Annotated in this window: 9 protein-coding genes; 3 read left to right on the top strand and 6 right to left on the bottom strand. The window is 70.7% G+C overall.

Going from position 1 to position 13,295, the window contains the following annotated elements; all coding sequences use genetic code 11:
• Nucleotides 1–21: 21 nt before the first annotated feature.
• Both QQM72_RS23750 and QQM72_RS23745 read left to right on the top strand, forming a co-directional pair.
• Nucleotides 22–924 carry an LLM class flavin-dependent oxidoreductase gene (locus QQM72_RS23750; protein WP_314222896.1) on the top strand — a complete coding sequence of 301 codons (903 nt, stop codon included), beginning with the start codon at nucleotides 22–24 and terminating at the stop codon, nucleotides 922–924.
• 71 nt (nucleotides 925–995) lie between these two features.
• Complete coding sequence (locus tag QQM72_RS23745) at nucleotides 996–1,883, top strand: Cof-type HAD-IIB family hydrolase (protein WP_314222895.1); 888 nt, start codon at nucleotides 996–998, stop codon at nucleotides 1,881–1,883.
• Nucleotides 1,884–1,896: 13 nt separating this feature from the next.
• Here QQM72_RS23745 and QQM72_RS23740 read toward each other — a convergent pair whose 3' ends face one another.
• From QQM72_RS23740 to hisC, 6 genes are all read right to left on the bottom strand, one after another.
• Nucleotides 1,897–2,763, bottom strand: coding sequence for an AraC family transcriptional regulator (locus tag QQM72_RS23740; protein WP_314222894.1), 867 nt, complete (start codon nucleotides 2,761–2,763; stop codon nucleotides 1,897–1,899).
• Nucleotides 2,764–2,863: 100 nt separating this feature from the next.
• Nucleotides 2,864–3,919 (bottom strand): M23 family metallopeptidase, encoded by a 1,056-nt coding sequence (locus QQM72_RS23735; protein WP_314222893.1) that lies wholly within the window; start codon nucleotides 3,917–3,919, stop codon nucleotides 2,864–2,866.
• Nucleotides 3,920–4,044: 125 nt separating this feature from the next.
• Nucleotides 4,045–7,533: a thiol reductant ABC exporter subunit CydD gene (cydD, locus tag QQM72_RS23730; RefSeq protein ID WP_314222892.1), complete on the bottom strand. Its 3,489-nt coding sequence runs from the start codon at nucleotides 7,531–7,533 to the stop codon at nucleotides 4,045–4,047.
• Nucleotides 7,534–7,626: 93 nt separating this feature from the next.
• Nucleotides 7,627–8,631, bottom strand: a complete 1,005-nt coding sequence (gene cydB, locus QQM72_RS23725; protein WP_314222891.1) for a cytochrome d ubiquinol oxidase subunit II — start codon at nucleotides 8,629–8,631, stop codon at nucleotides 7,627–7,629.
• Between the two features lie 20 nt (nucleotides 8,632–8,651).
• Nucleotides 8,652–10,160 (bottom strand): cytochrome ubiquinol oxidase subunit I, encoded by a 1,509-nt coding sequence (locus QQM72_RS23720; RefSeq protein ID WP_314222890.1) that lies wholly within the window; start codon nucleotides 10,158–10,160, stop codon nucleotides 8,652–8,654.
• 166 nt (nucleotides 10,161–10,326) lie between these two features.
• A complete protein-coding gene (hisC, locus tag QQM72_RS23715; protein ID WP_314222889.1) occupies nucleotides 10,327–11,406 on the bottom strand; it encodes a histidinol-phosphate transaminase in 1,080 nt (359 codons plus the stop codon).
• Nucleotides 11,407–11,819: 413 nt separating this feature from the next.
• Between hisC and QQM72_RS23710 the strand changes: the two genes are divergently transcribed.
• On the top strand, nucleotides 11,820–12,932 hold the full coding sequence (locus QQM72_RS23710) for a LacI family DNA-binding transcriptional regulator (RefSeq protein WP_142265125.1): 1,113 nt from the start codon (nucleotides 11,820–11,822) through the stop codon (nucleotides 12,930–12,932).
• Nucleotides 12,933–13,295: the final 363 nt, after the last annotated feature.

Genomic DNA, 13,295 nt, shown 5'->3' with positions numbered 1-13,295 from the left:
CGCCCGCATACGCTCGACTACATGAGTCTGCGTCTGAGCACCGTGATCCTCCCGCACCTGCGTTGGCACGAGGGAGGCCGTTCCACCTGGACACGGGCCGAGCAGCTCGGCTTCCACGCCGCGTACACCTACGACCACCTGTCCTGGCGCACCTTCCGTGACGGGCCGTGGTTCGGCGCGATCCCGACGCTGACCGCCGCAGCCGCCGTCACCGACCGCCTGCGCCTGGGCACACTGGTGACCTCGCCGAACTTCCGGCACCCGGTGACCCTCGCCAAGGAACTGATCTCCCTGGACGATGTATCCGCCGGCCGGGTGACCCTGGGGATCGGCGCGGGTGGCACCGGCTTCGACGCCACCGCCCTCGGCCAGGATCCGTGGACCCCGCGTGAGCGGGCCGACCGCCTCGCCGAGTTCGTACCGCTGCTGGACCGGTTGCTCACCGAGGACTCCGTGTCGTACGAGGGCGACCACTACTCGGCGCACGAGGCACGCAACATCCCCGGCTGCGTCCAGCGCCCCCGGCTGCCCTTCGCGGTCGCCGCGACCGGCCCCCGCGGGCTGCGGCTCGCCGCGCGGTACGGACAGGCCTGGGTGACCACGGGCGACCCCAAGCTCTACGAGAGCGGCACCCCCGAGCAGTCCGTTCAGGCCATTCGCGGCCAGATGGAGAAGCTCACCGTCACCTGTGCCGAGATCGGGCGGGACACACAGGATCTGGACAAGATCCTGCTCACCGGGTTCACCCCGGACCGCGGGCGCCCGCTGGAGTCCCTGGACGCCTTCGTCGACTTCGCGGGCCGGCACCGGGAGCTCGGCTTCACGGAGATCGTGGTCCACTGGCCCATCGCCGACTCCGTCTTCGCCGCGGACGAAAAGGTCTTCGAGCAGATCGCCATGGAGGCCCAGGCGCAACTGCGCTGAACTCGACATCAGACCGCCCGCCCCTCGGCGGTGTCTCATGTGTGCGGGCTCGCGCCCGACCGTGCGGGCATATGCGCGAGAATGGCCCGGTGACCTCAGCGACTCGACAGCCCGAGACCCCGGCCGCCGCCCTTCCGCCCCGGCTGATCGCCACCGATCTCGACGGCACTCTGCTGCGCGACGACAAGTCGGTGTCCCCGCGCACGGTCGCCGCCCTCGCCGCCGCCGAGGAGGCCGGCATCGAGGTCTTCTTCGTCACCGGCCGCCCGGCCCGCTGGATGGACGTCGTCAGCGAGCACGTCCACGGGCACGGCCTGGCGATCTGCGGCAACGGCGCCGCCGTGGTCGACCTGCACGGCGGCCCCGGCGCCCACCGGTTCGTCAAGGTGCGCGAGCTGGAGCGGGAGAACGCGCTGGACGCCGTACGGCTGCTGCGGGAGGCGGCGCCCGGCACCATGTACGCCATCGAGCAGACGTACGGCTTCTACCAGGAGCCGGAGTATCCCAAGATGCACATGGAGATACCCGACACCCTCGCGCCGGCCGAGCGGCTGCTGGCGCCGGACGCCCCCGGGGCCGACGAGCCGGTGCTCAAGATCCTCGCTTTCCACCCCACGATCGACCCCGACGCCTTCCTCACCCTCGCCCGGCTGGCCATCGGCGACCGCGCAAACGTCACCCGCTCCAGCCCCAGCGCCCTGCTGGAGATCAGCGGTCCCGACGTCTCCAAGGCCAGCACGCTCGCCCTGTGCTGCGCGGAACGCGGTATCTCCCACGAGGAGGTCGTCGCGTTCGGCGACATGCCGAACGACGTCGAGATGCTCACCTGGGCCGGCCGGTCGTACGCGATGGGCAATGCGCACCCGGACGTGCTCGCGGCGGCCTCCGGGCAGACCGTCGCCAACAACGAGGACGGGGTCGCCGTCGTCATCGAGCAGCTGATCGCCGAGCGGGCGTAGCTCCCCCAGAGCGTCAGCCGTGCTCCCGTTCCACCGGCAGCCACAGTTCGGCGTCGGCCTCGGACCCGTCCGGTGACAGCCGGGTGCGCAGGACCTCCGGGCCGGGACGGCTGCGGTACGGGTTGGACGGGAACCACTGCGTGAAAACGTCCCGCCACAGCTCCTGGATGGCCTGCGGTGCCGGCCCGGACGTGGTGAAGACGGCCCAGGTGCCGGCCGGCACGGCCAGGGCGGTCGTGCCCTCGGGAGCGGCCGCGAACGTGATCACCCCTTGGTAGTAGTCGAGTTCGGTGCCCTCGGCCCGGCTCGGATCCAGGTCGTCGCAGACCGCGACGATGCCCTGTGGCTCCTGGTCCGACAGCTTCTCCAGACGCTCCAGGACCTGCGGGTCGATCCCGCGGACGAAGTCGATGATCGCCTGGTTCGGCCCCGCGTGCACCAAGGGCACCCGGGCCTTGAGGCCGGCGACGGTGAACGCCGGCCGGTCCACGACGCGATAGCGCATGCTGCTGCTCCCTTCGACGGTGAGGCGGAAGGCCAGCCGGGGCTGGGAGACGAGCGCGGCGCCGGTACGGCGTGCCTCGCCCGGCCCGACGCCGTGCACACCACGGAACGCCCGGGCGAACGCCTCACCCGAGCCGTAGCCGTATCGCACGGCGATCTCCAGCAGTGAGTCCCCTCCGGCGAGCACCTCGGCGCCCGCGACGGTCAGCCGCCTGCGCCGGATGTACTCCGACAAAGGCATACCGGCGAGCGCGGAGAACATCCGGCGCAGGTGGTACTCCGAGGTGGCCGCGCCGTGTGCCAGCGCCGACACGTCGATCGGCTCGTCGAGGTGGTCCTCGACGTACTCCATGGCCTGGTTGAGCCGCTCCAGCACTCCGGTCCCCTTCCGCTGTTGCGCTCACCACGCTAGGCGGCGGACATCCGGCCGGACCCGACATCCTGTGCCCGGTCAGGTCGGGTGCGCAGGGAGAGCCTCAGCCGACCGGCGCTCCGCGTGCTGCCAGCCAGGGCACCGGGTCGAGCGCCGAGCCCGCGTCGGGCGTCACCCGCACCTCGAAGTGCAGGTGCGGGCCCGTCGAGTTGCCCGAGGTGCCCGACTGCCCGATCCACTGCCCGGGGGTCACTTTGTCGCCCTGGTCGACGGTGACGGCGGCGAGGTGCGCGTACTGGGTGCAGTAGCCGTCGGAATGGCGCACCACGGCCTCGATCCCGAAGGGGCCCCCGCACGAGACCCGCACCACGCGGCCCGCACCGACCGCCCGTACCGGCGTCCCGATCGGCACCGCGAAGTCCTGCCCGGTGTGCCGGTTCGCCCAGCGCGTGCCACCGCTGCCGTACGCCGCTGACAGGGCGTACGTCTCGACCGGTGTGACCCAGTCGCCCACGAAGTGCGTCGGCGGCTGGTCCAGGCGCACCGCGCCACGGCAGGAGCCCGCCGCCACCGAGGCGTCCGCCCGGCCCTGCAACTGCCATCGTGCCTGTTCGAGCTTGTCGTCGATGTCCTTCTTCAGCCGCGCGAGTTCCCTGGCACGCCGCTCCACGGCCTGCCAGGCTTCGACGGCCTTCGCCTCGTCGGCGGCCAGCCGTGCCTCGGCCCGCCGGTTCCTGCCGATCGCGTTGTCGACGGCGAGATTCGCCTGCGAGAAGACGTGCTGGCCGCGCATCAGCTTGTCGGGGCTGCCCGCCAGGACCAGCTGCGCGACGACCGGCAGACCGCCACCGCCGCGGTACTGGGCGCGGGCGATACGGCCCAGGTCCTCGCGCAGCACGGCGATCTCCCGCCGCTCACGGGTGAGGAGTTCCTCCGCACGCCGGGCCTGCCCCCGCTGCTCCTCCGCCTCGCGCCGCCCCGCCTCGTAGCGCTGCGTCGCCAGCGCCGCGTCCTCGTACAGCCGCGCCACCTGCGCGCTGATCCGGGAGTCCGAGCCGTCGCCGGGCTCCCCCTCGGCGGCCGTGGGCCGGGTCGCGAGCAGCCCGGACACGCACAGCAGGACCGGAACGAGCAGGACACGACCGCGATGTGAGCGCATGTCAGCGATCGTGACCCGGCTACCGGTCCCCGGTCCTGTTCAAGTCGTACGCCTGGGGGACGCCCCGCCCCTGATGGCTCAGTACGGCTGCCCCACCAACGGAAAGTCGGGCTGCGCTCGGCAAGTCATCGCGCCGCCACCAACAGCTCCGTGGCTTCCTCCCGTTCGGCCATCCTCCGCAACGGTCCCTCCACCGCCGCCAGCGCCGCGTAGGAACCCCGCTGCACCACCCGTCCCTCGTCCAGCACGATCACCTCGTCGACCGCCTCGAGACCGGCCAGCCGGTGGGTGATGAGCAGGGTCGTACGGCCCTCGGTGGCCGTCAACAGGTCGTGGGTGAGCGCGTCGGCGGTCGGCAGGTCCAGATGCTCGGCCGGCTCGTCGAGCACCAGGACGGGAAAGTCGGCGAGCAGCGCCCGGGCCAGCGCGAGCCGCTGCCGCTGCCCGCCGGACAGCCGGGCGCCGTGCTCGCCCACGAGCGTGTCGAGCCCCTCGGGCAGACCGTCGGCCCACTCCAGCAGTCGGGCTCGCGCCAGGGCGTCCCGCAGTTCCTCCTCGTCGGCCCCCTTCTTCGCGAGCAGGAGGTTCTCGCGGACCGAGCTGTCGAAGAGATGCGCGTCCTGCGCGCACAGCCCGACGAGCCGGCGTACGTCGTCGCCGTCCAGGGCGTGCGCGTCCACCCCGCCGAGCGTGTACGAGCCCGCATCGCCGTCCAGGAACCGCAGCAGCACCTGCGCGAGCGTGGTCTTGCCGGAGCCCGAGGACCCGACGACGGCGATCCGGCGTCCCCGCGTCAGGGTGAGGTCGACCCCGGTGAGCGCGTCCCGGCCCTGCCCGGCATGCCGGGCGGCCAGCCCCCGCAGGACCAGCGGGAAGGGTGACACAGGCGCCTGACGGGGACTCTCCGGCTCGCGCACGGGCTCGGGGGAGTCCAGGACCTCGTACACCCGCTCGGCGCTCCTGCGCACCCGTTGGCGGTACTGCACGGCCAGGGGCAGCCCCAGGACGGCTTCGAAGGCGGCCAGCGGGGTGAGGACGACCACGGCCATGGTCACGCCGCTCAGCCGTCCGTCGGCGACGGCCTGGGCGCCCACCAGGGCGGCGGCCGTGACGGTCAGCCCGGAGACGAGCGCGGTCAGTCCGTCGCCGAGGGCGGTGGCGGTCGCCGCGCGCGAGGCGATCCGGGTGAGCACGGAGTCGGCCGCGCGCACCCCCGCGGTACGGACGGGCAACGCGCCCGCGACGGTCAGCTCGGCGGTGCCGGTGAGCAGGTCGGCCGTGTGGGTGGCGAGCACCCCTCGGGCGGGGGCGAGCCGCCGCTCGGCCCGGCGCGCCACGGCACCGGTGACCAGGGGAACGCCGATCCCGGCCGTCAGCAGCCCGGCGGCGAGCACCGCCCCGGCCTCCGGCAGCAGCCACGCCGTGAACGCGACGGACCCGGCCGAGACGAGGACGGCCGAACCGGCGGGCAGCAGCCAGCGCAGCCAGTAGTCCTGGAGGGCGTCCACATCGGCGACGAGCCGCGTCAGCAGGTCACCCCGCCGGGTCGAGCGCAGCCCCGCGGGCGCCAGCCGCTCCAGCCGACGCCAGACGGCGACCCGGGTGTCGGCCATCATCCGCAGCACGGCGTCGTGCGACACGAGCCGCTCCGCGTACCGGAACACCGCCCGCCCGATACCGAAGGCACGGGTCGCCGTCACGGCCACCATCAGGTAGAGCACCGGTGGCTGCTGCGAGGCCCGCGAGATGAGCCATCCGGAGGTGGCCATGAGACCCACGGCGCTGCCGAGGGCGAGGCTGCCGAGCAGCAGTGCGAGGGCAAGCCGGCCGCGTCGGGCGCCGGCCATGGCGCGGACCCGCGCGAGAACGCCGCCGCCGGTCACGGCGAGCCCCGCCCCGGACTCACCGCCGACGGGCAGAGCGGCCGCCTCTTCCGACGGGGCGGGAGCGTTCTTGGGCGCGGCCTCCACGGACACGGGTGCCTCGGCCTCGGCCAGCCGCACCACACGGTCCGCCACCGCCAGCAGCGCCGGACGGTGCACGACCAGCAGGACGGTCCGACCGGCGGCCAGGCGCCGCACGGCCGCCACCACCTCCGCCTCGGTCTCCCCGTCGAGCGCGGCCGTCGGCTCGTCCAGCAACAGCACGGGCCGGTCCGCGAGGAACGCCCTGGCCAACGCCAGCCGCTGCCGCTGCCCGGCGGACAGCCCGACCCCGTCCTCGCCCAGCACCGTGTCGGCCCCGGCGGGCAGCGCCTCGACGAACGCCAGCGCCCCCGCGTCCGCCAGCGCCCGGCGCACGGCCGCGTCGTCGGCGTCGGGACGCGCCAGCCGTACGTTCTCGTCGATCGTCCCGGCGTAGAGGTGCGGGCGCTGCGGCACCCACGCGATCCGAGAGCGCCACTGCTCCAGGTCGGCCGACGCCAGGTCGACTCCCCCGGCCAGCACCCCGCCCGCAGCCGGCCGCACGAACCCCAGCAGCGCGTTCAGCAGGGTCGACTTGCCCGCACCGCTCGGTCCGACCAGCGCGACCGTCTCCCCAGGTTCGACGGTGAACGACACGTCGGTGACGGCGTCGGCGGAGCGCCCGGGGTAGCGGACGGTCACGCCCTCGAAGGCCACCCCTGCCTCGGCCACCGCGACCGTGCCCGACGCCGGTACCGGCGTCTCCAGCACCTCGAAGATCTCCTCGGCGGCGGCCAGCCCCTCGGCGGCCGCGTGGTACTGCGCCCCGACCTGCCGCAGCGGGAGATACGCCTCAGGCGCGAGCACGAGGATCACCAGGCCGATGTACAGGTCCATCTCACCGTGCACGAGGCGCATGCCGATCGTCACGGCCACCAGAGCCACCGAGAGCGTCGCCAGCAACTCCAGAGCGAACGACGAGATGAAGGCGATCCGCAGCGTCCGCATCGTCGCCTGCCGGTACTCGCCGGTGATGCGCCGGATCGACTCGGCCTGCGCCTTGGCCCGCCCGAACACCTTGAGCGTGGGCAGCCCGGCGACAACGTCCAGGAAGTGCCCGGACAGCCTGGACAGCAGCCGCCACTGACGGTCCATCCGCGACTGTGTGGCCCAGCCGATCAGCACCATGAAGACCGGGATCAGGGGCAGGGTGCCGACGATGATCGCGGCGGACACCCAGTCCTCGGTCACAATCCGGGCGAGCACCGCAACCGGTACGACCACTGCCAGCCCCAGTTGCGGCAGATAGCGGGAGAAGTAGTCGTCGAGGGCGTCCACGCCCCGCGTGGCGAGGGCGACGAGCGAACCGGTACGCCGGCCACTGAGCCAGTTCGGTCCCAACGCGGTTGCCCGCTCCAGCAGCCGACCCCGCAACTCCGACTTCACGGCGGCACTCGCACGGTGCGCGGCGAGTTCGGTAAGCCAGGCCACCAGCGCCCGGCCGACCGCCACGGCCGCCAACAGCAGCAGGGGAGTGCGCAGTTCGGCGAGGGACAGACCGTGCTGGAAGGCCCCCACCACGACCTCCGCGATGAGCATCGCCTGCGCGATGACCAGGACCGCTCCGACGGCACCCAGACCGACGACCGCCACCAGGAAGAGACGGGTGGCGCGGGCGTACCGGAGGAGGCGCGGGTCGATCGGTTTCACGTGAAACACCCTCTTCTCAAAAAGCGTGTTTCACGTGAAACACGCTTTCTCCTCATGGGGTGTGTTTCACGTGAAACACACCCCACATCAGACTCAGTGCGCGACCTCGGCGATGTGTTGCGTACCGATCCGCTTACGGAACACCCAGTACGTCCAGCCCTGATAGAGCAGCACGACCGGTGTGGCGATCCCCGCACACCAGGTCATGATCTTCAAGGTGTACGGGCTCGACGAGGCGTTGGTCACCGTGAGGCTCCAGTTCTCGTCGAGCGTGGACGGCATGACGTTCGGGAAGAGCGTCAGGAAGAGCATCACGACGGCGGCCACGATGGTGACGCCGGAGAGCGCGAACGACCAGCCCTCGCGTCCCGCCTGGTTCGCCACAAGCGCCGCGACCAGGGAACCGACCGCCACCACCAGGGCGACCAGACTCTTGGCGTCACCACTGTCGATCTGCGTCCACAACAGGAAGACCGAAGCGAACACGGCGGTGACGAGGCCCACCTTCAGGGCCAGCTTCCGCGCCCGTTCCCGGATCTCGCCGACGGTCTTGAGGGCCGTGAACACCGCACCGTGGAAGGTGAACAGCGTCAGGGTCACCAGACCGCCCAGCAGCGCGTACGGGTTGAGCAGGTCCCAGACGTTGCCCACGTACTCGAAGTCCTGGTCGATCTTGACGCCCCGCACGATGTTGCCGAAGGCGACGCCCCACAGGAACGCGGGAAGGAGCGAGGTCCAGAAGATCGCGGTCTCCCAGTTGCGCTGCCAGCTCTCCTCGGACCGCTTCGCCCGGTATTCGAAGGCGACGCCCCGCACGATCAGACAGACCAGGATGAGCAGCAGGGGCAGGTAGAAGCCGGAGAAGAGCGTGGCGTACCACTCGGGGAAGGCGGCGAAGGTCGCACCGCCCGCCGTGAGCAGCCACACCTCGTTGCCGTCCCAGACGGGCCCGATGGTGTTGATGAGAACCCGCCGCTCGGGCCGGTCACGGGCGAGCAGCTTCGTGAGAATGCCGACCCCGAAGTCGAACCCCTCCAGAAAGAAGTATCCGGTCCACAGGACGGCGATCAGGACGAACCAGACGTCGTGCAGTTCCATGACTGTGCAGCTCCCTCGGCCTAGTAGGAGAAGGCCATCGGCTTGTCGGCGTCACGGGAGTCGCCGCCGATCTTCGTGGGCGGGTTGAGGTCGGCCTCGGTGAGCTCGGGCGGCCCGGCCTTCACGTACTTCACCAGCAGCTTGACCTCGATGACGGCGAGGATCGCGTAGAGCGCCGTGAAGACGATCATCGACGTGAGGACCTCGCCCTGGGAGACCCCGGGGGAGACCGCGTCACGGGTCTGGAGGACGCCGTAGACGACCCAGGGCTGACGGCCCATCTCGGTGAAGATCCAGCCCCAGGAGTTGGCGATCAACGGGAAGCCCAGCGTCCAGATCGCCGCCAGCCAGTAGAGCTTGGTGAGCTTCGGGCCGAGTGCCTTGTTCTTGAACAGCACCACGTGCGGCACCTCGTCCTCGCCGACCCTCAGGTGCTGCGGCAGCAGGAACTTCTTGCGGGTGAGCCAGAGTCCCGCCAGGCCGATCGCGAAGGACGACATGCCGAAGCCGATCATCCAGCGGAAGCCCCAGTAGGCGACGGGGATGTTGGGCCGGTAGTCGCCGGGACCGTACTTCTCCTGTTCGGCCTTGTTCACGTCGTTGATGCCCGGGACGTACGAACTGAAGTCGTCGTTCGCGAGGAAGGACAGCAGGCCCGGGATCTCTATGGCGACCTTGTTGTGCCCCTTCTCGACGTCGCCGTAGGCGAAGACCGAGAAGGGCGCGGGCGCCTCGCCGTCCCACAGGGCCTCGGCGGCGGCCATCTTCATCGGCTGCTGCTTGAACATGACCTTGCCGAGAGTGTCACCGCTGATGGCGGTGAGCAGACCGGCGATGACCACCGTGACCAGGCCGAGCCGCAGCGAGGTCTTCATCACCGGGATGTGCTTCTTGCGGTACAGGTGGAAGGCGGCGATGCCGACCATGAAGGCGCCACCGGTGAGGAAGGCCGCGGACATGGTGTGGAAGACCTGGCTGAGCGCGGTGTTCTGGGTCAGCACGGCCCAGAAGTCGGTGAGCTCGGCCCGCCCCTTCTCCTTGTTGATCCGGTAGCCGACGGGGTGCTGCATCCACGAGTTGGCCGCGAGGATGAAGTACGCCGACAGGATCGTGCCGATCGAGACCATCCAGATGCAGGCCAGGTGGATCTTCTTCGGCAGCTTGTCCCAGCCGAAGATCCACAGGCCGATGAAGGTGGACTCGAAGAAGAAGGCGATCAGGGCCTCGAAGGCGAGCGGGGCGCCGAAGATGTCTCCGACGAAGCGCGAGTAGTCGGACCAGTTCATGCCGAACTGGAACTCCTGCACGATGCCGGTGACGACACCCATCGCGATGTTGATCAGGAAGAGCTTGCCCCAGAACTTCGTCGCCCTGAGGTACTTCTCGTTCTCCGTGCGCACCCAGGCGGTCTGCAGCCCGGCGGTGAGGGCCGCGAGGGAGATCGTCAGGGGGACGAAGAGGAAGTGGTAGACGGTGGTGATGCCGAACTGCCAGCGCGCCAGTGTCTCCGGCGCCAGAGCCAGGTCCACGTCGTCACTCCTTACCTCATGCTCGTGGATCACGCTTGTGAAAGCGTTCACATTCACAAGCTAGTATGACTTACCGATTCTCCATAGGTGAAGGGGGGTCCCCGCCTACCCGCGGAAACCCCCCTGTCGCCCCTGCTGACCAGCCGAAACCGGCGCAGTCGACTCGCTAGAGCTCCTTGCGGAACCCTTCCGTCACCTTCAGGAAGATGTCGTTCGCCTCGTTCTCCCCGATCGTCACCCGCACCCCCTCGCCCGGGAACGGCCGCACCACGACGCCCGCCTGCTCACACGCGGCAGCGAAGGGAACCGTGCTCTCGCCGAGCCGCAGCCACACGAAGTTGGCCTGGGTCTCGGGCACCGTCCAGCCCTGCGCGCGCAGCCCCTCGACCACCCGGAGGCGCTCGCACACCAGGGAACCGACCCGGCCGAGCAACGCGTCCTCGGCGCGCAGCGAGGCGATCGCGGCCTCCTGCGCGAGCTGGCTCACACCGAACGGCACCGCCGTCTTGCGCAGGGCCTCCGCCACCGGCTCGTGGGCGATGGCAAAGCCGATACGCAGGCCGGCGAGGCCGTAGGCCTTGGAGAAGGTCCGCAGGACACAGACATTGGGCCGCTTCCGGTAAAGCTCCACGCCGTCCGGCACCTCGGGGTCGCGGATGAACTCCCGGTACGCCTCGTCGAGCACGACCAGCACGTCACGCGGCACCCGGTCGAGGAACCGTTCCAGTTCGGCCCGCTTCACCACGGTGCCCGTGGGGTTGTTGGGGTTGCAGACGAAGACCAGCCGGGTCCGCTCGGTGATCGCGTCGGCCATCGCGTCCAGGTCGTGCACGTCCCCGGGAGTCAGCGGCACCTGCACCGCGGTCGCGCCGCTGATCTGCGTGATGATCGGGTAGGCCTCGAAGGACCGCCAGGCGTAGATCACCTCGTCGCCGGGGCCGGAGGTGGCCTGGACCAGCTGCTGGGCGACACCGACGGAGCCGGTACCGGTGGCCAGGTGGGAGGCGGGGACGCCGAACCGCTCGGACAGCTCCTTGATCAGGACCGTGCAAGCCAGGTCCGGGTAACGGTTGAAGGAGGCGGCCGCCGCCGTCACCGACTCCATCACACCCGGCAGCGGCGGATAGGGGTTCTCGTTGGAGGACAGCTTGTAGGCCACGGGACCACCGCCCGCGGCCGGCTTGCCCGGCTTGTAGGTGGGGATCCCCTCCAGCTCGGCGCGCAGCTTGGGGCTCGTCTCGCTCACCGCAGTCCTCCTCGTGACCACCACCGGCTTCAATACTGCTCACCTTATGAGGATTCGGCGCGGGTGCGTACAGCTGAGCAGGGACCGGCGCCTGAAACGGAGGGACCTCCGCGACTTCTGAGGACGAAGCCGCACGAAGGCGTACGCCCCAGGGGGCGCGCTGCACATATATCTACGCGCCGGTAGTGCACTCCGTGGCGCGCATCCCTCGTGCAGGTGAGTTGAGACCTCTTCGAAACATCGGCGCGTTGGCAGGCTCATCCGTGCCGACGCGTCACGTCTTGGTATTACCGGAATCAACTACCATTGTTTCCAAGGCACTTGACCCCATTTGGCCTTGCAGAAACGTGCCTGTCAATGCGTGCATATGCGTCCGCCCTACCCCACCGGATGAGCCCTACTATCGGCTCGCCATGACAGCAGCAGGGAAGCACCAGGTGAGCCGCGCGGAAACCTCACGCCGAGGCAGCCGGCCGGGCCGGGCGGGCATCAGGGACGTGGCCGCCGCCGCCGGAGTCTCCATCACGACCGTCTCCGACGCCCTCAACGGCAAGGGCAGGCTTCCGGATGCCACCCGACGCCATGTCCGTGAGGTCGCCGACCGACTCGGCTACCGCCCCTCGGCGGCGGCCCGAACCCTCCGTACCGGCAAGTCGGGCCTCATCGGCCTGACCGTGACGACGTACGGGGACGAACCTTTCACCTTCACCGAATTCGCCTACTTCGCGGAGATGGCGCGCGCCGCCACCTCGGCCGCGCTCGCCCGCGGCTACGCCCTCGTCATCCTCCCCGCGACCTCACGCCACGACGTCTGGTCCAACGTGGCTCTGGACGGCACGGTCGTCATCGACCCGTCCGACCAGGATCCGGTGGTCAGCGAGCTGGTCCGGCAGGGCTTACCGGTCGTCTCCGACGGCCGCCCGGCCGGCGCGCTCCCGGTCACCGCGTGGGTGGACAACGACCACGAGGCCGCCGTCCTCGACATCCTCGACCACCTGGCCGACGCCGGCGCCCGCCGCATCGGCCTCCTCACCGGCACCACCACGGACACGTACACACACCTGTCGACCAGCGCGTACCTGCGGTGGTGCGAGCGGGTCGGTCAGGATCCGGTCTACGAGGCCTACCCCGCGCACGACCCGTGCGCGGGCGCCGTGGCCGCCGACCGGCTGCTGGCCCGCCCCGACCGCCCCGACGCCGTCTACGGCCTGTTCGACCCCAACGGCACCGACCTGCTCGCAGCGGCCCGCCGCTACGGGCTGCGGGTCCCCGAGGACCTGCTGATCGTGTGTTGCAGCGAATCCACGGTGTACGCCAACACCGAGCCGCCCGTCACGACCCTCTCGTTGAAACCGCGCCGCATCGGTACGGCGGTGGTGCAACTCCTCATCGACGCGATCGAGGGCGAGGAGGCGGACCGCCCGGTCGAGCAGGTCATACCGACCGAACTGTTCGTACGCACCTCTTCGCAGCGCCGTCCCCCTCGGACCACGGTCAGCCCACCCCGGGCACCGGAGGAGAAGTAGGCCGCCGCCGCTCCCACAGCCGACGCCGAGGCGATGGCGCGGTTCGTGGGAAGCGGCGGCATGTTCGAGGGGCGGCGGGGGAAGGTCCGTTCGCCGCAGCAGGAGCGAGCGGGCCCGGCAGTCCGGGGCTGTGGGGGCGGCGCGGGCGGGACCGGGCGAGCAAGAGGGGCCGGGAGGCCGGGGGCTGGGGGCCGCCGGGAGGCCGGGGGGGCCGGGGGGCGCGTCAACGAAATTTGGCGGGAGGCACGTACGGGCGATTTCCGGCGGTGCTGGAGACATCAGACATCGCTTCGGTCACAGCCGCCTCATCGACCTCGCTCCGCCCGCCGAAATCGCCCTTGCCCGGCCGATGCCGTCCCCCGC

Origin of the sequence: Streptomyces zaehneri (assembly GCF_032248645.1) — a bacterium.
Classification (GTDB): Bacteria; Actinomycetota; Actinomycetes; order Streptomycetales; family Streptomycetaceae; genus Streptomyces; species Streptomyces coriariae.
This window is presented reverse-complemented; position numbering and strand designations above follow the sequence as displayed.

Excerpts from the sequence above, each read along its gene's own strand:
- QQM72_RS23750 (WP_314222896.1), top strand. The coding sequence starts at position 22 with ATGAGTCTGCGTCTGAGCACCGTGATCCTCCCGCACCTGCGTTGGCAC.
- QQM72_RS23735 (WP_314222893.1), bottom strand. The coding sequence starts at position 3,919 with ATGCGCTCACATCGCGGTCGTGTCCTGCTCGTTCCGGTCCTGCTGTGC.
- QQM72_RS23710 (WP_142265125.1), top strand. The coding sequence starts at position 11,820 with ATGACAGCAGCAGGGAAGCACCAGGTGAGCCGCGCGGAAACCTCACGC.
- QQM72_RS23745 (WP_314222895.1), top strand. The coding sequence starts at position 996 with ATGCGCGAGAATGGCCCGGTGACCTCAGCGACTCGACAGCCCGAGACC.
- cydB (WP_314222891.1), bottom strand. The coding sequence starts at position 8,631 with ATGGAACTGCACGACGTCTGGTTCGTCCTGATCGCCGTCCTGTGGACC.